The organism is Sphingobacteriales bacterium (assembly GCA_016719635.1).
In the GTDB taxonomy this organism is placed as follows: domain Bacteria; phylum Bacteroidota; class Bacteroidia; order Chitinophagales; family JADIYW01; genus JADJSS01.
The window spans coordinates 47,839-67,955 of the sequence record JADJYT010000007.1; the positions used below are offsets into that span (position 1 = coordinate 47,839).

Genomic DNA, 20,117 nt, shown 5'->3' on the forward strand with positions numbered 1-20,117 from the left:
AAAATCTTTGTGCAATTTTGTAACGTGAAGACGATTTCCAGCCTGCAAAATCCATTGATAAAAAAAGTCCTGCTCTTGCAGGAAAAATCCCGCGAACGCAAGGAAGAAAATTTATTTGTAATAGACGGATGGAAGGAAACTCAACTGGCCATTGCCAATGGTTTTGAAATGGATACCATCCTGTTCAGAAAAGGATTTGGATTAAACTTTGACGAACTGGAGGTTGAAAATGTCCTGGAAATTTCGGAAGAAGTGTTCGACCGGATTTCGTACCGGGGAAACACGAGTAAAGTGGTGGCACTCGCCAAACCTAAAAACAATACACTGTCTGATTTAAAATTATCGAAAAACCCATTGGTTATAGTGTTAGATGGAATTGAAAAACCCGGCAATGTGGGTGCAATCCTGCGCACCGCAGATGCCACCGGTGTGGATGCCGTCATTTGTTGCGATACGCATTCCGATATTTACAACCCAAACACCATTCGTTCTTCGGTGGGTTGTGTATTTACCAAACAAATAGCTGTCAGCAGTAAAGAAGAATGTCTGGCTTTCCTGAAAGAAAATAATAATGCTGTTTATACCACATCCTTAAAAGCGGCTAAAAATTATCTGGAAGAAGATTACCGGCAGCCATCCGCCTTTGTATTTGGAACGGAAGCCGAGGGTGTGCATGCTTTTTGGGAAGAGCATTCCACGGCCAACATTATTATTCCCATGCGCGGACAGAATGATTCCCTGAATGTATCGAATGCTGCGGCAGTAGTGTTGTTTGAGGCCTTGCGGCAGCGCTCTTAAGCATCGGATTACATTTTTTTCTCGAAAAATTTCCAAATAACTTCTTCCGGAACGGGAGCAGAAATTACTAACTTCTCGTTTTTCACAGGATGCATGAATTCTATTTTTCTGGCATGCAAGTGTATGCTTCTTGTATTTTCGTTGGGCCTGTCGAAACCATATTTTATATCCCCTTTTATCGGTGAGCCGATTTTTGCCAGTTGTGCCCTGATTTGATGGAAACGCCCTGTTTCTAATTGTATTTCTAATAGGTGATAGTTGTCAGAACTTGCCAATAATTTGTAGTGTAGTACACATTTTTTGGAATGTGCCACTTCTTTGTCAAACAGCCTGGCTTTGCGTTGTGCGGAATCTTTCAAATGGAAATGAATTAAGGTGCCGGAATCTTCCCCGGGTTTGTTTTTCACCACCGCCCAGTAGGTTTTGGTAATTTCTTTGGTTTGGAACAGTTCATTCAGTCTGGACAGCCCTTTGCTGGTGCGTGCAAACAATACGATGCCGCTCACCGGCCGGTCAATGCGGTGCACCACACCTAAAAACACCTCACCGGGTTTCTGGTATTTTTCCTTAATATAATCTTTGATAAAATCCACCAGCGGCTTGTCGCCGGTTTCATCCCCCTGTACGATATCACCGCTTTTTTTGTTGACGGCGATGATATGATTGTCTTCGTATAAGATTTCCGGCATAACGAACGGGTAATGTTTTAAACTTTACCAAAGTTAGCTTAAATTCGTAGAATGAATAATCAGCCGGTCATAATTTTAGGCATGCATCGCAGCGGTACCACGATGATTACCAAAATGCTTGAAAGCCTCGGGTTATTTGTCGGCGTAGAAAAGGAGATAAACCACGAAGCCTTGTTTTTCTGGAAAATCAATAACTGGATATTTGACATCCACACGGCCACGCCCGAAAAGCCCCATAATTTAAGATATTCCAATCCGGCATGCCGCAAAATAATTCACGAATCACTTGAATATTTTGTACAGTCCGGAAAACGGAAGCACTATCTCGGCGGACTGACATCCCGCTATAAAAACATAAAAGAGGTAGATGTACCGTTTGGCTGGAAAGATCCGAAAAATACGTTTACCATTGACTTTTGGAAACATGTTTTTCCAAATCCGAAAATAATCCATATTTACAGAAACCCCATCGACTCTGTTTCCAGTTATATAGAACGCGACCTGGCACTAAAGAACAGGTTTGAGTGGAACTGGAAAAAAAGGCTGAAACGTGACTGGCTCATCAGTAAGAATTTTCACGAAAACTTCCGATTGTATAACCTGAACGAAGGATATGATTTATGGGAAGAGTATGTCAGCAAGGCGCTTTCCTTAAAAGATGAATTCGGACAGTACACAGCGGTGCGGTATGAAGATTTTTTAGAACAACCCAAAGAAAAACTGAAACAACTGGCACTTTTTTCCGGTTTAAAGCCTTCAGAGGAGCAGTTAAATGCCGCCATTGCCGGAATTCAGCCAGCCAGAGCCTTTGCATTTATGAATAACGAAGAATATATGCGGGTTTATCAGCAATTAAAAATCAATCCCCTGATGCAGCAATTGGGGTACGGTCACCTGTGATGCAAGAGCCTGCCATTCAAATAGTATTAGCTACGTATAACGGCGGTAAATTTCTAGCGGAGCAGCTGGACAGTCTGTTTAAGCAGACATTTCAGGCATTTAGCGTATTAATCAGGGATGATGGTTCATCTGACAATACAGCAGAAATCATTGCCGGTTATCAGCAACGGTTTCCGGATAGAATTCAACTGGTGAAGGACATGAAAAACAATGTCGGAGCCGCGCAGAATTTTGGCTTGCTGCTAGAGCAGTCTGCTGCCGATTATATATTCTTCTGCGATCAGGATGATGTCTGGCTGGAAGATAAGATGGAGCGTTCGCTGGAAACAATCAAGCGGCTGGAGAAAGACGGTCCGACAGTACCGTGTATGGTTTTTACCGATATGAAATCCATCGACGAAGAAGGTATTGTCATTGCAGATTCTGTTTGGCGGCAATTAATGTTGGCAACAGGATATTTCACGCTGAACCGGTTACTCATTCAAAATATTCCACATGGTTGTACGATGGTTATCAATAAATCCATGCGCAATCTGGCGAGTCCGGTTCCGGCGGAAGCCATCCTGCACGACCACTGGATAGCGTTGCTGGCAGCAGCCTGCGGCAAATGGGCTGCCATTCCGGAGCCAACCGTTTTGCTGAGAAATCACGGTTCAAATGTGACGAGGAAACAAACCGGTGTCGCGGATAAGTTAAGACGGTTTATTGCCAACGCTTTCTCCACCGATGAGTATGACTACTTTATTCACATCAGGGTACAGCAGGCTAAAGCGCTGCTGCAAAGAACGGCCGGCCTGATTACAGCCGAACAAACGCAACTGCTTAAAGATTTTTCTCAACTGGAAAATACCAGTGGCTTTAGCAGAAAGAGAATATTTATAAAACATAGATTTTACCGGACTACCTTCCTGCATAGCCTCAAGATGATTTTGAGGGCATAAACTGCAGTTTGGCAGAGGCAAATTTTTAGATTGGGGAATTTTGTCTTATTTTGCCATTCATTCTAACGTAAACCATTTTGAAGAATATTCTTATTACAGGCGGCGCGGGTTTTATCGGTTCCCATCTTTCTTTAGCATTGACAGAGAAAGGTTATCAGGTGACCGTTCTGGATAATCTTCATCCGCAGATTCATGGTGAAGACCCTGAAACCACCTCTCCATTGTATCGCTCTTTAAGAGATAAGGTACGATTTATCAAAGGGGATGTCACCGATAAAGACGATTGGAAAAAGTCCCTGCCCGAACAGCAGATAATCGTTCATTTTGCTGCGGAAACCGGTACCGGACAGAGCATGTATGAAATTGAACGGTACACGCATGTCAACGTGGGCGGAACAGCCATCTTGCTGGATTATCTGACCAATGAGCAACATGCAGTGGAAAAGGTAATCGTGGCAAGTTCACGCGCCATTTACGGCGAAGGAAAATATTTTTCCGCACAAAAAAATCAATATTATTATCCAGCCGGCAGAGATGAACAGGATTTGCAGAACGGAATTTTTGAACTGCGCAATCCGGATGATGAAAGTGAGTTTCTGGAAGTTTGTGCTACGGACGAACAGAGCCGTATTCAGCCTAATTCTATCTATGGATTGACGAAATACCATCAAGAGCAGGCGTTGATGATTTGTTGTAAATCCCTTAATATTCCCTGCGTCGCATTCCGCTATCAAAATGTATATGGGCCCGGTCAGTCGCTGACCAATCCATATACGGGTATCCTGTCTATCTTTTCAAACCGGATCAAACAGCAAAAGCCAATCAATGTTTTTGAAGACGGAAAGGAAAGCCGGGATTTTGTGTTCATAGATGATGTGATACAGGCAACGATGCTCGGAATAGAGAAACAGGAAGCGGACTTCTATTCTTTTAATGTGGGCACAGGCGCAGCAAGCAGTGTATTGGATGTGGCTACAGCGCTGATGAGCAATTACGGTATAGAGGTTTCGCTGGAAGTTTCAGGGCAATACAGAAAAGGAGATATTCGCCATAATTTTGCAGACTTAGGGCTGATTAGAAATAAACTCGGCTTTGCTCCGGCAGTTTCTTTCGAAGATGGTATCCGACAGTTCTGCCAATGGGTGAGCATACAGGCCATCCAGTCGGATAAGTACGAACAATCTCTCGCGGAGATGAAGGCGAAAGGCCTGATGAAATAGAACAATCGATTCAGATTTAAGATATCCTATGAATAAAATAGGCATTGTTACCATTACCTACAACAGCGCTCAGGTCATTGAGCCTTTTATGGATTGTGTATTGCGGCAGACGCATTCCCATTTTATTTTGTATATCATAGACAATGTTTCTTCCGACGATACGCTTGATTTGCTGCGCAAATACAAGGATGAAAGGATTATTCTGCTGGCAAATGACAAGAATGTAGGGGTGGCTGCCGGCAATAATCAGGGAATCAGACGCGCCATGGAGGATGGATGTGAAGAAATCTTAATCATCAATAACGATGTTGAATTTGAGCATACCTTACTCGAGAAATTATCCCGACAACTGGTAGAACTGAATTGCAGTCTGGTGGCGCCCAAGATGATGTATTACCCGGAGACCAACCTGATCTGGTGGGCAGGAACGAAGTTTATTGATAAAGATGGTTGTATGACAAACCATATCGGCATACAACAGGAAGACAGGGGGCAGTTTGACAAGACCGAACCGATGGATTATGCCCCGACATGTTGTGTGCTGCTAAGGAAAGAAGTGATGGATGACATTGGTTTAATGGATGAAAAATACTTCGCCTATTACGATGATACCGATTTCTTCTACAGGATTTATAAACAGGGAAAGCATCATTTATATTATTATCCGTTTGTAAAATTCTATCATAAAGTTGGTGGGTTATCCAATATGAAGGAAGGTAATGCCAGAAAATTCAAATTCAATGATTTTTACATACATCTTATTACACGGAACCACGTCTATTATCTGCGCAAGCAACAGACACTGAGGGCGTGGTACAATATCCTTTATTTCTTTTTCAGGATGAATCTCCGTTTTCTGTTCAGCGGGAAATACCACCGCAATCTTTCCACTCTTTGGTTGTTGCAGAGATCCTATTTCGAAGGATTGCTATTATAACTCTCCAGTAGCTCATTTTTTTGTTTGACATATATCAAAAGGTGTCTTAAAAAACTCTTAAAAAACATCCATTTAACAAGTATTTAAGTATTTTCTAACAGCTATAAGTTGGCGCTGCAGGCATAGATGATTAACTTTAAAACACAAAACGCAGCTATAGGCTCTTTTATTAGACGTAAACATTTTTAAGAATTATTGGCATGAAGAAAAGAACTATCTTTTTGATAGCGTTGGTTATATTTTTTCCGTTAAATAACCTCCCCTCGTATGCATCAGATGCATCGTCGGAGGATGCAATGGCAGGCATATCGTCTCCTTACCTTTTTACGCCTGATAATATATCTGATAAAGTTTCGGGAAATGCTGTCAGCTGTTTTCTGGATGGGTTTTCCGCCGTTTCTGCAGAGGCGATGAAATATGCCCTGACCGGCTATGCGGCCTTGAATGAAGCAGGCAGAATTCTGCAAAAAGACATCATCACAATCGTTGATTTCAGCAAACCGTCCACTCAGGAACGCTTGTTTGTCATCAACCTTAAAACTAAAAGTATCATCGCTAAAAGTTTATGCGCCCACGGCAGAAACAGCGGGGAAAATTTCGCAGAAAAATTCTCCAACAATGCCGAATCCTATCAGAGCAGTTTAGGCTTCTATATCGCCAATGAAACCTATGACGGCAAACACGGTTATTCGCTGCGCTTAGACGGGGAAGAAGCCGGTATCAACGACAAGGCTCGTGACAGAGGTGTGGTAGTACATGGCGCGGATTATGTCAGCAAATCCTTCATCAACAGTACCGGAAGATTAGGCAGAAGCCAGGGGTGTCCCGCTTTGCCGATGGATAGGTACCAGAAAATCATCAGCCTGATAAATGGCGGCTCCTGCTTTTTTATTTATCATCCGAACAATTACTACAGAACACATTCACCAATCTTAAAACACTACAGTGAATCATGCCTGGCAGAAGTGGTATCCGGCTTAGAAGGGTAATTCATTACATTCGGGCTCAATAGCCTTTCTTTTTCCTGTTTCAGCTTTGCTTCCGCCAAAGCAGCATCTGCTTTCTTTTTCTTAAGGATGGACAGAGAGTCCGCCACGGCCCGTTCGCGCAGTTCTTCTTTTGTATAAACATGCGGTTTCTTGCCATTAAAAATGAAATTGATCATCTGTTTATCCCTATTGTACACGTCTGCATAAAATCTGATTACGCCGTTAAAATCTGCTTCTGCCGTAAAGTAGCGGAAATAGACCGGAACCGGTGTTTTCAGCCGCAAGACTTGTGTCTCAATCTTTCTGTCCCTAATCGCTTTTAGGGTATCAATTGATATGGTAAAGGTATCCATCACCATCAGGTTATAGGCGATTTCCAGTGCATCCTGGCAACGCACACAGCCGTGGCTGCCCGCCCGAACATCAGAGTTGAAAAAACTTTTGGCAGGTGTGTCATGCATATACACGGAATACTTATTGGGGAACAGCATCTTTACGGTACCCAGGGCATTATTGGGGCCCGGAGGTTGTACTACCGTTGTCCAGTTTCCATGCCGGGTTACTATAAACCCCCTGAAACTTTTCATCTCCTGTTTTACGATATTTTGCGGAACGGTCCAGGTGGGCCATAATACAATTTGGTTGATAGCACTTTCCAGAATGGGTGTTTCATTTTTTTTGTTGGATTTTCCGATTACTACCCGTTTTTCCAGCCGCACGGTATCTGCTTCCACAATCTTTAATTTGTAGGAAGGAAGGTTCACCCATACATATCGTTCGGGTAGTTGAAGGATATGTTCTTTGCGCCAGCGGTCCGCATTGATGGCCAGCAACTGGAATTTTTTGGCATTATCCCTTTCCAGCGCCTTTATCGTATTCGCGCCAATCACCCCGTCGTTGTTCAGGTTGTTGTCTTTTTGAAAACGTTTGATGGCAATAAGGTAGGCGGAGTCATTGTTTTTCAGGGAATCAATCAGATAATGATGATAGACCAATGCCATTCGCGTATCAGTTACGGCACCCAGAGAGTCTTGCTTGGGATTACGGATGTGAATGGGCCTGGAAGAAATATTGTTTTTCGCTACGAAATCCCTTAATGCCGCCATATAGCGGTTGTACATCGGGTTGTTGGGTTCCAGTGAGGCGATGACATGTGCGATGGAGTCGGTGGTGGTTTTCTGCAGTAAGGCGATATAGTCTTCTTTATGCTTAATAAAATTGGAGGTAATGCCGATGCTGGTGTCCGCAAACATACCGTCATCCATGTGCAATGCTATCTGCAGGAAGGAGCGCGTCAGCCCGACTTCCAGTTGTTTGGATATGCTGAAATCTATGCCAGGCTGGATCAGCGCAACGGAATCCGCTAATTTCCGCAGTTTTTCATATCCGTACAATTCTTTGTTCAACCCCAGAAATTCGGCTGTACTCAAGACATGCAGCATTTCCTTCCCTTTGGCGGACAAACCATCCTTGTTCACCCAGACAGGGTGAAAACTATGCTGTTCGTATATGGTTCTCACCAGTTCCTGCCATCCGAGGTATCGTGTATTGTTTTTATCCGAGGCGGGAAATGTACCGATATACTCGCCCAGAACAATTGACATGTCTTTCTGAAATTCCATTTCATCTTTTGGAATCAGCACCTTGCTTTGTATGGTTTCGGCTTTCGAACTGTTGTTTTTACACGAAGTTGTTCCGAAAGTTGATACAGCCATGCAAAAAAGTAGAGATATGGAAAAAGGGCGGAACATCTGTTTCAGGATGGATTGATACAACAAATTAATCATTTAAAATATAACTTGCATCGAAGTGTTCAAAAACCGTGCCTTTTGGTAATATTAAATTAAAAATATGAATGCCGCCAATTGCATATTTTTGTAAGTTATTATAAACAGTTTATGCAATAATCCGGTATAATGCAGCATAGCTGCAGAAAACCAAAAAAGATGTTGTATTTACGCCATAAAAAAAGAAACAAATGAAAGTAGCAGTAGTAGGTTCCACCGGTCTGGTAGGTGGAGAAATGTTGAAAGTCCTGACAGAAAGAAACTTTCCCGTTACGGAATTGATACCGGTAGCTTCGGAGCGTTCCGCCGGAAAGACCATCACCTTTCAGGGAAAAGGATATACGGTGGTCACGCCGCAAACGGCCATTGAGATGAAGCCGGATCTGGCGTTGTTTTCCGCCGGCGGTTCCACGTCGCTGGAGTGGGCGCCCCGGTTTGCCGAAGCGGGCATTACCGTCGTGGATAATTCATCCGCCTGGAGAATGGACCCGACGAAAAAACTGGTGGTGCCGGAAATCAATGCGGATGCGTTGACAAAAGACGACAAGATTATCGCCAATCCGAACTGTTCTACGATACAGATGGTGGTGGTATTGAATCCGCTGCATCAGAAATTCAAGATCAAACGCGTGGTGGTTTCTACCTATCAGTCGGTGACCGGTACCGGCAAAAAAGCGGTGGACCAGCTGATGAACGAACGCGCAAACGGCTCCTCGGATGAGATGGCTTATAAATACAAGATTGACCTGAATGTGATTCCGCAGATAGATGTGTTTCTGGAAAACGGCTACACCAAGGAAGAAATGAAGATGGTGAAAGAGACCAATAAGATCATGCGCGATGACAATATCAGGGTGACGGCAACCACCATCCGTATTCCGGTGATGGGCGGTCACAGTGAGAGCGTGAACATCGAGTTTGAAAATGACTTTGACCTGGCAGAGGTACGTTCCCTCTTGGAAAAATCCGAGGGTGTAGTGGTAGAGGATGATGTGGCGAACTTTATCTATCCGATGCCGATGAATGCGCATGGCAGGGACGAAGTGTTTGTAGGCAGAATCCGCCGGGATGAAAGCCAGCCGAAAACGCTGAACCTTTGGATAGTAGCCGACAATCTGCGTAAAGGTGCCGCCACCAACGCGGTTCAGATTGGCGAGTACCTGCTGAAGAATGGGCTGATAGGATAGCCGGTACGAGCTTACCTTAAAAATAAAAACTCCGCGCATGCGCGGAGTTTTTATTTTTAAATATTATTTTCTCGTCCAGCCATTCAGCCAGATACCTCTTTTTCCGGCGGTATAGGTAAGCCATTCATATAACTTCCCCGCTATCTCGGCAGCAGTTCTTGTTTCCCCGCTTTTCAGGGACAGATACGGCACCAGGGGTTGGTGCTGCAAGCTGGTCCGTGCCACTCCCACCGTTTCCTTGCTGAACGCCAGCACCAGATTCTCCGAGAGGATTTCTGTTTGTTGCAGCTGCATGATTTGCATCAGGTCATATGGGTCGTAAGCAGGAGCGGTTTCCGGCTTGTCCGCAAATCCTTTGTCTGTCTTTATGGTTTTTGTATATGCACAGTAAAAAGAGACATCCGCCTGTGCAGGGTCTTCCACGAGCTGTAGGTTCTGGTCTTTTTTACACAGGGCTGTAAGCACCTTGCTGACCTCATACGGAATCGGCAGGTAGATAAAATACGGACGGTTCTGGTTCACGGACAGCAAGGTGTTTGGGGAAAGATTGTTCAGTACCGCAGACTCATGGGTATTGCCGTCTATGAATGTTATTTTATCTGCGGACACATACAATTTAGAACCGCCGGATGATTTTTCAAATGGAACACATTTCCCTGAACCGCCGCTTGCTGTATTTGCTTTCAGCAGCGGCTTCAACGTGGTGTTGACAAACTGTTTCAATCGGCTGAACGGAAAACTGTCTTTGGGCAGATACACCTTCAGCAGCGGATCTGATTTCACATACCAGCTGAGCACTTTGAATGTATGTCCAACCAGTGTGCTGCCGTTTGTGGCAGTCGCAATTGCGTTGTTTTCACCGCTCAGCGAAACCACTTCCACCTTCACGGCAGGGTTCGTGATATCCTGCAGGATATTGCCTTTCAGGATTCCGGACATCGCACCCTTATCCAACGTAATGGTTCCGTTTCCTGCGACGATACATGTTGCCTGCACACTGTTTCGGATTGTCGCTGGAACCACACTTAACAGATTCTTTGACTTGCGCTCAGGGGCGCAGCGCAGCGTGGGCGTTTGGGGAAGATTGCGTTTTATAAGTTCCTCCTTGATTCGGTCAAATGCCTGCTGCGCCGTCATGGTCGCGGGATATTTTTTATACACTTCCAACAATGCCTTGGTGAACACACCGTGATTATTTCCTGTCTCATCTTTTTTCTCCTTTGCCTTCTGGTCGTCGTTGGTGGCCGACATAAACAGAAAGTTAGAGTTGATTCGTATTGCCGGCGAACCAGGCATTGGAATTACCCCATCCAGTATTTTTGCAGATACCGCAGCACCGTTGTCTTTTTTCACTGCGGCAAGGGCTTTGTCTTCTGCAGCACTGGCAACATATGCTTCATCCGCGTTTTTTACCAACGAACTTACCAGCCAACCGTTCAGTTCCCTGATGTCGGTGCCTTCTGCTTCTGCGCCGCCTGCCAGGGGTTCTATTTCCAGAGTGGCGAAGATTTCCTGGGTTTCACCGTTGCCCCCGAAACTGGAAATTTTAGGCCCTCCTCCGGTAGGTGCCATTTTCCGGTAATAGGTGATACCGTCTTTTTGTATCTCCACGGTTTTGGTTCCCCAACTGTGGCAGCAGTCAAAAATCGTGGTGAGCGTCACTTTCTTGTCGACAAATTTATTGTATATAGCGGCCAGCTGCAGGCTCTGGATATAGCCGTTCTTTTGGTAGAGTATGTCGCAGGGTGCGATGGCTTCGTCGGTGTTATAGCCTGTATTATCGGGCATCTGCAGGCCATGCCCGGAATAATAAAAAAAAGCCTGGTCACCCGGCTTGCTGTTGGCTAACAGTTTATCGAGGGATGTCAGGATCTGCTTTTTGGTGGCCTGTGCGCTGTACAGTTCACGGATGTTTTCAGCCTTATAACCGAATCTGGAGATAATCAGCTCCTTAATGGATTTTGCGTCGTTGACACAACCCTGTAAAGAATTCTTCGGGTCGCGCAAAATTTGCTTTGTTGTAGTGTCGCGGTAGAAATAATCGTTGATGCCGACGATTAATGCTCTTTTATTTTGTGAATAACATACAACAGACAGTAGCAGTAGCACTAAGAATGTAAGGCAAGAATTATTTTTCATGGTTTTGATTAATAGCTATTTCCTCTGCCAATCGTTCAGCCACACTCCTTTATCAACGGAGCGGACAATGAACCAGTGATATATTTTTTCAGCAATTGACTGTACCTCTTTGATGGGGTGATGGATGACCAGGAACGGGCTTTGCGCGGAATGCCATCGTTTGGGTATATTGTCTCCAACCGTTTCATGGGTCAGTGCCAGCAGGATATTGACATCAGGGTCATCCTGTTCCTGAAGGGCGGGAGCCAGCCCGCTCCGGTAGTACGGAGAACTGTTATTTATCTTTTTTGTACCGGGCAGGTAGTCTTTGTTTTTATTGATATTGCGGCTATAGAAACAGCTGATGGAAATATCTGCTTTTTCAGGATCACTTACCAATTCAATATTCTGGTTTTTCCTGCATAAAAATTCCGTTGCTTTAGCTATTTCTTCCGGTACCGGCAGATAGACGATATAAGGTTGATTCTGATTCACTTTTTGTAAGGCGCCTTTCGTTAAATCCGGTAAGAGCGCATTGGTATTGGCTACTAATCCAATATAGGGAAATTGGTTTCCCTTCATGAAAATCTTGGAGCAAGAGAAATTCTCCTCAAACGGGACATAATAACCATACCCTTTATTAGGGCCGTTCATGTCCTGTTCTTTAATCAGCGGTTTAATCTGATTCTGAACCAGCGTATTCAATTGTGAGCCGGTGGTTTTGTCATGCGGAATATATACTCTAATCAACGGTGCTGTTTTGGTATACCAGCTGCTCACTTTAAATGTATGCCCTTTCATATTGCCGCTTCCTTTTTTGAGTATGGCAATGCAGGTGTTGTCTCCTTTCAGTTCCTTGACTTCCGCTTGTGTCTCAGAATGGGAAATATCATCCAGGATATTTCCTGCAGACAAACCGGCCAGTGCGCCTTTGTTGAGCAGGATGGTTTTCCCGGAAGATTGAATACATTTGGTCAGAACCAAATCCGATACAGAGGCAGGTGAAGTGCTGATCAGATTCTTTTTCAATCGATGCGGGTCACATTTGAGCGTGGGGGTTTGCCCGTAAAATCGCTTTTTCAATTCGGCGGATATCTTTTCGAATAACTGAGCCCCTGAAATGTTGGCGGAATTCCTCTTAAACACCTCTATCAGCGCTTTTGTAAAGACACCATGCCTGTTGCCGTTCTCATCCGGTTTTTCCACGGCCTTCTGTACATCATTGGTAGCGGATAAGAACAGATAATTGGACTGCATCCTGTTAGAAGGAGCCGTGGTGCCCGAAAAAATATCTCCAATAAGATTTCCCTGCATTTTAAATTCCCGTTCATTGTCCTGTAAAACATTGGCAGGGATAAATCGTCCGGAGCGGCTATCTTTCTTATATAGCACAGGTAAGGTGTCGGATGAGAATGGATTAACGGTAAGAAAGGAGAACAGGCTGAATGAGGAGTCTGTCTTATTCAACAGATAGAGTGAATCAGGAGTGAAATCGGAGAGATTCATAAATTCATTATAATCCAGACCCCTGGTTTCTCTTTCTGAGAAAGTGCCGGAAGCAACCGGTACAAATTTATCTTCCCCATCTGCACTAAAAGATTCCTCTATGCCCGGAATATTGGCAGAAATGGTAATGCCAAAATCAGTTTGCGGCTCCTCTTTGCCAATCATGGTATGGGTACCCCAGCTGTAACAGCAGTCGAAAACGGTAGTCAGAATGACTTTCTTATCTACAAATTGATTAAAGATGGCCGCCAGTTGAAGCGTTCTGATAAACCCGTTTGTATTGTATAAAGCATCGGATGGTGCAATCGCCTCATCGGTGGACTTGGTCACCGCATTTTTAAGCTGCAGGCCATGACCGGAATAATAAAAGAACACCTGGTCGCCGGCCTTGCTAACTGCCAGCAATTTATCCAGTTCATCCAGTATGTTTTGTTTGTTTGCTTGTTTATTGTATAATTCTTTAATGAACGATTCTCTGAACCGAAACCGCGAGCTGATTAATTCCTTGATGGATTTGGCATCGTTCACACAGCCATGCAGGGAATTGCGCGTATCTGGCAAAATGGTTTTTGTGAACCCGTCCATGGTATAGTAGTCATTGATGCCTATGATCAGTGCTCTTTTGGTTTGTGTAAAACTGACCGGATATAAACAGAACTGAATTAGACTGCATAAAAAATACCTTCGTAACATAGTTAAATATAAAGAAATCTACTGATATTTAACCGTATATAAGTTCATTACAAACACCATGGCGCCAATGAAAAACATAGTAGTATATGCCTGCCTGTTCCTGATTCAAACTGCCGTGTTGGCTCAGAATAAAATGATAGACAGTTTGAAGACAGCTTTGGAAACCGAAAAGACAGATACCGTACGGGTGGATATCTTGTGTCTGTTGGGTCAGGAATATGAACAATATCGCCCGGATACGGCCATGCTCTATGCCCAGCAGGCCTACAAGATGTCGGCTAAATTAAAGTACGCGGATGGCATCTCGAGGGCTGCCAACGGAATTGGGAATGTATATATGCTGATTGGTAACTATCCGAAAGCGCTGGAATATTTCATCCAAAAACTGAAGATTGAAGAAATGAGAAATAACCCTGATAAGCTGGCGGTTGTGCTTATGAATATTGCCGGTGTCTATCACATGCAGCAGGAAGAAGAAAAAGCACTGGAATATCAGACGAAAGCGGATTCTATTATTGATGCCGCAAAGATTGATTATCTTAAAATCTACAGCTTGCTGAATCTCGGCGATATGTACGAGAAATCGGGAAAACTGAAGGCTGCACTTCAATCTACGGAAAAAGCCTATACGCTCGCGCTGAAAGAGAATAACGTAGGTTTAATAGGAAGCATACTCAACAATCTCGGAAATATTTATGCCAAACTGGATGATACCTTGCTGGCCGTTAGACAATACAAAGCGGCACTTCCCTATCTGGAACAAACGCAGAACGAAGATGTCATGGCGGAAACCACACTGGGGCTGGCAAAACAATACCTGCTATTATCAATCAGCGATTCCGCCGCATATTATGGTATGCAATCCTATGAAATCTGCAGGAAGAACGGATTTTTAAGCAGACAACTAACAGCAAGTATCTTCTTGAAAGACTATTATAAAAATAATGGAGATGTAAAAAATGCCTTCGTTTATCAGGAAGAAATCCTGGTATTGAAAGATTCCATTTTCAGTAAGGAAAGAATCGCCAAAGCACAGGCGATATCCCTGGAAGAGGATTTGCGTCAGAAAGAAATGGCTGAGAAGAAACTCGAAGAGGAACATGAAAGAAAGGTGAAACTGCAATACCTGACCATCGGTATTCTGCTTCCCATCTTGTTTTTTTTAACACTGTATCTGAGTAATAAGAAGATTAAACCGAAAATCATTGAATTCTTAGGGGTGGTATCTTTGCTGTTGTCTTTTGAATACATCATGCTGCTGTTACACCCGCTCATTGTAACGGTGACCAACCATGAGCCCATTTATCAGCTGATGATTTTTGCGCTGATTGCATCTGTGCTGACACCTGCTCACCACAGGATAGAAAAATGGCTGCTTAAGAAACTCACCCTGAAAGAAAAAATATCTGTCATCAATTTTCGGATCCAGTAATAAAGAAGACCTTCCGGAAGGAAGGTCTTCTTTATTACAAGAGGCATCTGTTTATTTTTTATCAGGAACAGGAACGATTGTTTTACCGCCTTCCTCTGTTTCTTCCGTTGCCTCAGCAGTTGCTGTCGAGTCACCACCTGGAGATGCTGCAACCGTTTCTGTAACTGCTTCTGTAACTTCAGTAGCCGTATCGGCTGCAGCTTCTTCTGCCTTTTGCTTGCACGAAGGCAGAAGGAACAATGAACAAAACAACAATAGCAAAGTGCCTTGCCGTAACAATGATTTCGGATTGGTTCTCATAAATACTGATTTTTAATGGTTAATAAAATTAACGATAGGATATACTGACTTTTATCTTAGTACATCTGTTAATAAACTAAATCTACAACAATTATTTTAGATATCCTGCTATTAATCAGACAATCAGCTAATAAATAAAACAAGGAGGCTGTCGTGACTACAGACTGTATTATGCATAATGTGTAGTAATGCCATCTGTTTTAACAGAAGGTTACTGTTAAAAATCAACAGATACCATGAGAAATATCATGGTTTTTGTTTGGTATAAGTAACAAATTTGAGATGATAGAAAAATATAAATATTGGAAATCATGAAAGTTAAATCAATTTTAGGATTATTAATGATATTGGTCGTGTTTCGGGCAAGTGTCTTTTCTCAGCAGGCGGTGGTAAGTGCAGGTGGAAATGCCGGCGGCAGCGGAGGTTCTGTCAGTTATTCCGTAGGACAGGTAGCTTATTCAAACATGAGCGGAACGAATGGAAGCGTAAATCAGGGGGTACAGCAACCCTACGAGTTTTTTCTGACTGGAATTAAGGATAATAAAAACTTCGTGCTGGAGATGGTCGTATATCCTAACCCAGCGCACGCTATTGTAAATCTGAGAATAGAAAATAGGGAAAGCCTGCAGGGGTTAACCTATCTGTTGTTTGACGTCAAAGGAATGTTGTTACAGAAGAAAAATATTGTCGACAAGATTACGGAAATACCCATGTCTGATCTGGCGGCAGCAAATTATCTGTTAAGTGTCACCAACAGTAAGAGTGAGGTATTGCAAATCTTTAAAATAATTAAACACTAGAAATATGAACAAACTAATTACCATTTTGGCAGGCGTACTTCTGTATATGAGTTCGTTTGCCCAGGCTCCAAATAAAATGAGCTATCAGTGTGTCATCCGGAATGCGGGAAGTACATTGGTAACCAATACAGGTGTCAGCATCAGGATTAGCATTTTACAAGACTCTGAAAGCGGAACGGCTGTATACACAGAAACGCACAGCGTAACGACCAATGTCAATGGATTGGCAACATTACAAATCGGTACGGGAACACCTGTTAGCGGGACTTTTGCTGCCGTGAATTGGGCGGCGGGTCCTTATTTTATCAAAACAGAAACCGACCCGACAGGTGGTACTAATTATACCATCACAGGAACAAGTGAGTTGGCAAGTGTACCTTATGCATTGTATGCCGCCAATTCTACGCCTGGCCCTAAAGGGGATAAAGGCGATCAGGGGGAACAAGGTATTCAGGGAATCCCGGGCCCGAAAGGAGATTCCGGTGCACAAGGACCAATTGGCAATTTAACTCCCGGTGACGAGATTGGCAATATGTTGTTCTGGGATGGAGTAAAATGGGTAAATGTTCCCAATGGCATGGATGGTGATATCTTGACATTTTGCGGCGGGAAGCCAAAATGGACACGGCATGGCATATGCTCTCCGTTTTACATCGGACAGTTTTATCAGGGAGGAATAGTATTTTATATCGATTCTACCGGGGAGCATGGTTTAATTGCTGCACCGATTGATCAGGGTACTGCACCCTGGGGATGTGAGGGTACATTGGTAGGCACACAACGAGGCTATGGAACAGGGGCACAAAATACCATTGCGATAGAAACAGTTTGCACCACAGCCGGAACGGCTGCTGATATCTGTGCCAATCTGGTACTGAATGGATATGATGACTGGTATTTACCAAGTGCTGTAGAGTTGCACTTATTATATTTAAATCAAGATCATGTTGGAGGGTTTTATAATGGAGAAAGGCATTATTATTCTTCCAGTGAATATGATAATATGGATGCTTTAGATGAAGTGTTTATCTGGCCGTGGGATAGCCGTCATAATACCCGCAAGGCAGAGTTAGGAGGTGTTCGTGCCATCCGGTCTTTCTAATTCAACCACACAATTAAAATTTTGACCCCTGCAATTAGCAGGGGTTTATTATTTGTCGTTTATTATGTATAATTTAGTTTTAAAATAATAGCCATGCCTATACGAATGACCGATGACCAGGACCAGCACCAGGATTATGTTCCCAATAATGACGGAGGTGGAGGAGGCAATCGTGGTAGCGGTGGTTTGCCGGGTGGCGGTTGTTTAACGTCTATCTTGCCTGTCTTGCTCAATCTGATATTTAAACGCCCGCTTATCGGAATTCCATTATTACTTATTGCAGGATATTTTGTCTTTAACAGCGGGTTACTGGGTAATCTGGATACGGAAAAAAATGCTTCTTCATTACAAACAGGTGCAAGCCTGAAAGAAGCAGTGTATGATAAAGCCGAAGTGGCAGCTGCTCTTTCCGAATATGAGAAAAATCCATTGCCGGAGTTTGTCAGTCTGGAAAAATTTGCACCGCAACGCTTAGATCAGGGTGAGCAGGGTTCTTGTGTCGGATGGGGAAGCAGCTATGCCGCACGCACTATTCTGGAGTCTTCGTCCACCGGACAGAATCCGGATGAGATTGCCATGAGCCCCTCTTTTGTGTACAATCAAATCGGATTTGAAAACTGTCAGGGTGCCTATATCCTCAATGCCTGTAAGGTGATGCAGCAGGTAGGGTGTGTACCGAAGAAGAATTTTGAATACACCGACCAAAGCTGTCAGCGTAAACCGGATGATCAGTTATTCCGGTTTGCAGAAGATTTTAAAATCAGGGGATATGAACGCCTTTCCAAAGATGGCGATGATTACACAACGGATTTCTTTGCCATCAAACAATACCTCGCAAAAGGAGCACCTGTCATTTGCGGGATGATGGTGGGGGGTGGTTTTATGCAGGATATGTACAGTCAGAAGGTATGGCATCCAACTCAGGATGATTACAGCATGGAAGGCTTTGGCGGTCACTGCATGTGCATTATCGGTTATGATGACAGGCTGGAAGGCGGTGCATTTCAGATTATGAACAGCTGGGGTTCGCAGTGGGGAGAGAATGGTATCGCCTGGATCCGGTATAAAGACTTTATGCACTTTAATAAAGAAGCATACGCCTTGCAGCCTTTACCAAAAAGGGGCGATATGGCTGTCCGGAAACTGGAATGTACCATCGGATTGGTGGATAATTCCAATAAGCAATATATAAAACTGAAGAATAACGGCAACCTGTTCTCAACGATACAGCCTATCGCAAAGGGCACGAGGTTTAAGGTGGAAATTCAAAACTCCGTAGAATGTTACATCTATATTTTTGGTGAAGAAACGGACGGAAGCAGTTATGTATTGTTTCCGTACACCCCTAAACATACTGCTTTCTGCGGCATTACAGGTTATCGCCTTTTTCCAAAAAATCAAAGTCTGGAAGCGGATAATGTAGGCAGCAGAGACAGGATAGCCATAGTGGTAAGCAAAGACCCATTGGATTATAATAAACTGAACGAAGCCATAAACTCAGCGCAGGGAGATTACAGAACGAAAGTGATGGACGCATTAGGTGATGCAGCTGTATCAAATGTGCGCTATAATTCTGTCAACGGAACCATCGGCTTTCTGTCAACCAGTGGAAACAATCAGGCTGTTGCAAGCATTATAGAGATGGATAAAAATTAAATCAATAAGATATGTCATTTTTAATTTACGGTGCCAGCGGATATACAGGCAGGATTACGGTGGAACAGGCTGTAAAGAAAGGCCTAAAACCTACCCTTGCAGGCAGGACGGAAAGTAAGATAAAACCTGTTGCGGAAGAATTCGGATTGGAGTATGAAATCTTTGGATTGGATGACATAGATACCGTTGCCAGACATCTTTCCAGATTTCCGGTTGTATTAAACTGCGCCGGCCCATTCAGCAGAACGGCCAACCCAATGGTGAAGGCCTGCCTGCAGGCAGGTACACACTATCTGGATATCACCGGCGAAATTGAAGTTTTTGAACGGGTCAAATCCTTTCATCGTAAAGCAGTGGAAAAAAATGTCATTCTGATGTCAGGGGTTGGATTTGATGTGGTGCCAACTGATTGTATGGCGAAATACCTGCATGAAAAAATGCCGGATGCCACACACCTGGAATTGGTTTGGGTAGGTTTGGGTGGCAGTATTTCCCATGGCACCATGACTACAATGGTGGAAGGACTCGGAAGATCCGGTGCCATCCGGGAGAATGGAAAGATAGTGGCACAGCCTACCGGGATGGAAGGAAAGACGGTTGATTTTGAAGGTAAGCAGCATTTTGTGATGACCATTCCCTGGGGAGATGTATCTACAGCATATCACACGACAGGCATCCCGAATATCAAGGTATTTACGGGCGTCCCGAAAAGCAGCTACAATGTAATGAAACTGCAGTTTCTGTTTAACCCTCTTGTACGGATAGGCTTTGTGAAAAAGAAAATTCAGGAATATGTAGACAGGAATATTACCGGGCCGACAGCGGAACAGCGGGAAAAGGGAAAATCCATGGTATATGGAAAAGTGACCAATGCAAAAGGCGATACGGCGGAGGCCCGTTTAAGAACCGCGGAAGGATACAAACTGACGGCAGAAATGTCTGTGATTATTGCGCAAAAAATAATGGAAGATAAGTCTCTGAAACCGGGCTATCATACACCGGCAGAATTATTCGGCCATCGGTTAGTGCTGGAAATGCCCGGCTCGGCTTATTATTAATTGT

The 20,117-nt window shown here is 43.8% G+C and carries 17 protein-coding genes; 12 read left to right on the forward strand and 5 right to left on the reverse strand.

From position 1 onward, the window contains the following. The first annotated feature begins 24 nt into the window (after positions 1–24). Positions 25–798, forward strand: a complete 774-nt coding sequence (locus tag IPM95_11315) for an RNA methyltransferase (protein MBK9329864.1) — start codon at positions 25–27, stop codon at positions 796–798. 8 nt (positions 799–806) lie between these two features. On the opposite strand, the gene IPM95_11320 is transcribed toward IPM95_11315, so the two are convergent. After that, entirely contained in the window at positions 807–1,487 is a 681-nt protein-coding gene (locus IPM95_11320) for an RluA family pseudouridine synthase (protein ID MBK9329865.1), read from the reverse strand. A gap of 51 nt (positions 1,488–1,538) precedes the next feature. On the opposite strand from IPM95_11320, the gene IPM95_11325 reads away from it, so the two are divergent. From IPM95_11325 to IPM95_11345, 5 genes are all read left to right on the forward strand, one after another. Continuing rightward, positions 1,539–2,387: a sulfotransferase gene (locus tag IPM95_11325; protein ID MBK9329866.1), complete on the forward strand. Its 849-nt coding sequence runs from the start codon at positions 1,539–1,541 to the stop codon at positions 2,385–2,387. Next, positions 2,384–3,328 carry a glycosyltransferase family 2 protein gene (locus tag IPM95_11330; protein ID MBK9329867.1) on the forward strand — a complete coding sequence of 315 codons (945 nt, stop codon included), beginning with the start codon at positions 2,384–2,386 and terminating at the stop codon, positions 3,326–3,328. The genes IPM95_11325 and IPM95_11330 overlap by 4 nt, the downstream gene beginning before the upstream one ends. A 77-nt stretch (positions 3,329–3,405) precedes the next feature. Then, complete coding sequence (locus tag IPM95_11335; GenBank protein MBK9329868.1) at positions 3,406–4,548, forward strand: NAD-dependent epimerase/dehydratase family protein; 1,143 nt, start codon at positions 3,406–3,408, stop codon at positions 4,546–4,548. Positions 4,549–4,576: 28 nt separating this feature from the next. After that, positions 4,577–5,485, forward strand: coding sequence for a glycosyltransferase family 2 protein (locus IPM95_11340; protein MBK9329869.1), 909 nt, complete (start codon positions 4,577–4,579; stop codon positions 5,483–5,485). A 296-nt stretch (positions 5,486–5,781) separates the two neighbouring features. Continuing rightward, the gene (locus tag IPM95_11345) at positions 5,782–6,474 is read left to right on the forward strand and encodes a murein L,D-transpeptidase catalytic domain family protein (protein MBK9329870.1); all 693 of its coding nucleotides are present in this window, start codon (positions 5,782–5,784) and stop codon (positions 6,472–6,474) included. Here the strand turns inward: IPM95_11345 and IPM95_11350 are convergent. Next, the gene (locus IPM95_11350; protein MBK9329871.1) at positions 6,426–8,189 is read right to left on the reverse strand and encodes a L,D-transpeptidase family protein; all 1,764 of its coding nucleotides are present in this window, start codon (positions 8,187–8,189) and stop codon (positions 6,426–6,428) included. The genes IPM95_11345 and IPM95_11350 overlap by 49 nt on opposite strands. A 263-nt stretch (positions 8,190–8,452) precedes the next feature. On the opposite strand from IPM95_11350, the gene IPM95_11355 reads away from it, so the two are divergent. Continuing rightward, positions 8,453–9,448, forward strand: coding sequence for an aspartate-semialdehyde dehydrogenase (locus IPM95_11355; GenBank protein ID MBK9329872.1), 996 nt, complete (start codon positions 8,453–8,455; stop codon positions 9,446–9,448). A gap of 63 nt (positions 9,449–9,511) precedes the next feature. Here the strand turns inward: IPM95_11355 and IPM95_11360 are convergent, their stop codons facing one another. Both IPM95_11360 and IPM95_11365 read right to left on the reverse strand, forming a co-directional pair. After that, positions 9,512–11,587: a caspase family protein gene (locus tag IPM95_11360; protein MBK9329873.1), complete on the reverse strand. Its 2,076-nt coding sequence runs from the start codon at positions 11,585–11,587 to the stop codon at positions 9,512–9,514. A 15-nt stretch (positions 11,588–11,602) separates the two neighbouring features. After that, on the reverse strand, positions 11,603–13,765 hold the full coding sequence (locus IPM95_11365; GenBank protein ID MBK9329874.1) for a caspase family protein: 2,163 nt from the start codon (positions 13,763–13,765) through the stop codon (positions 11,603–11,605). Between the two features lie 67 nt (positions 13,766–13,832). On the opposite strand from IPM95_11365, the gene IPM95_11370 reads away from it, so the two are divergent. Next, on the forward strand, positions 13,833–15,197 hold the full coding sequence (locus IPM95_11370) for a tetratricopeptide repeat protein (protein MBK9329875.1): 1,365 nt from the start codon (positions 13,833–13,835) through the stop codon (positions 15,195–15,197). A gap of 51 nt (positions 15,198–15,248) precedes the next feature. Here IPM95_11370 and IPM95_11375 read toward each other — a convergent pair whose 3' ends face one another. Further along, the gene (locus IPM95_11375; protein MBK9329876.1) at positions 15,249–15,497 is read right to left on the reverse strand and encodes a hypothetical protein; all 249 of its coding nucleotides are present in this window, start codon (positions 15,495–15,497) and stop codon (positions 15,249–15,251) included. 311 nt (positions 15,498–15,808) lie between these two features. On the opposite strand from IPM95_11375, the gene IPM95_11380 reads away from it, so the two are divergent. From IPM95_11380 to IPM95_11395, 4 genes are all read left to right on the forward strand, one after another. Next, positions 15,809–16,297, forward strand: a complete 489-nt coding sequence (locus tag IPM95_11380; protein MBK9329877.1) for a T9SS type A sorting domain-containing protein — start codon at positions 15,809–15,811, stop codon at positions 16,295–16,297. Between the two features lie 4 nt (positions 16,298–16,301). Then, positions 16,302–17,399 (forward strand): collagen-like protein, encoded by a 1,098-nt coding sequence (locus tag IPM95_11385; protein MBK9329878.1) that lies wholly within the window; start codon positions 16,302–16,304, stop codon positions 17,397–17,399. A gap of 93 nt (positions 17,400–17,492) precedes the next feature. Beyond that, positions 17,493–19,055: a peptidase C1 gene (locus IPM95_11390; protein ID MBK9329879.1), complete on the forward strand. Its 1,563-nt coding sequence runs from the start codon at positions 17,493–17,495 to the stop codon at positions 19,053–19,055. 11 nt (positions 19,056–19,066) lie between these two features. Next, positions 19,067–20,113, forward strand: a complete 1,047-nt coding sequence (locus IPM95_11395) for a saccharopine dehydrogenase NADP-binding domain-containing protein (protein MBK9329880.1) — start codon at positions 19,067–19,069, stop codon at positions 20,111–20,113. Positions 20,114–20,117: the final 4 nt, after the last annotated feature.

Coding starts and splice junctions, on each gene's coding strand:
- IPM95_11360 (MBK9329873.1), bottom strand. CDS start 11,587: ATGAAAAATAATTCTTGCCTTACATTCTTAGTGCTACTGCTACTGTCT.
- IPM95_11350 (MBK9329871.1), bottom strand. CDS start 8,189: ATGGCTGTATCAACTTTCGGAACAACTTCGTGTAAAAACAACAGTTCG.
- IPM95_11390 (MBK9329879.1), top strand. CDS start 17,493: ATGCCTATACGAATGACCGATGACCAGGACCAGCACCAGGATTATGTT.
- IPM95_11340 (MBK9329869.1), top strand. CDS start 4,577: ATGAATAAAATAGGCATTGTTACCATTACCTACAACAGCGCTCAGGTC.
- IPM95_11370 (MBK9329875.1), top strand. CDS start 13,833: ATGAAAAACATAGTAGTATATGCCTGCCTGTTCCTGATTCAAACTGCC.
- IPM95_11385 (MBK9329878.1), top strand. CDS start 16,302: ATGAACAAACTAATTACCATTTTGGCAGGCGTACTTCTGTATATGAGT.
- IPM95_11395 (MBK9329880.1), top strand. CDS start 19,067: ATGTCATTTTTAATTTACGGTGCCAGCGGATATACAGGCAGGATTACG.
- IPM95_11345 (MBK9329870.1), top strand. CDS start 5,782: ATGGCAGGCATATCGTCTCCTTACCTTTTTACGCCTGATAATATATCT.
- IPM95_11375 (MBK9329876.1), bottom strand. CDS start 15,497: ATGAGAACCAATCCGAAATCATTGTTACGGCAAGGCACTTTGCTATTG.
- IPM95_11365 (MBK9329874.1), bottom strand. CDS start 13,765: ATGTTACGAAGGTATTTTTTATGCAGTCTAATTCAGTTCTGTTTATAT.
- IPM95_11355 (MBK9329872.1), top strand. CDS start 8,453: ATGAAAGTAGCAGTAGTAGGTTCCACCGGTCTGGTAGGTGGAGAAATG.
- IPM95_11380 (MBK9329877.1), top strand. CDS start 15,809: ATGAAAGTTAAATCAATTTTAGGATTATTAATGATATTGGTCGTGTTT.
- IPM95_11320 (MBK9329865.1), bottom strand. CDS start 1,487: ATGCCGGAAATCTTATACGAAGACAATCATATCATCGCCGTCAACAAA.
- IPM95_11325 (MBK9329866.1), top strand. CDS start 1,539: ATGAATAATCAGCCGGTCATAATTTTAGGCATGCATCGCAGCGGTACC.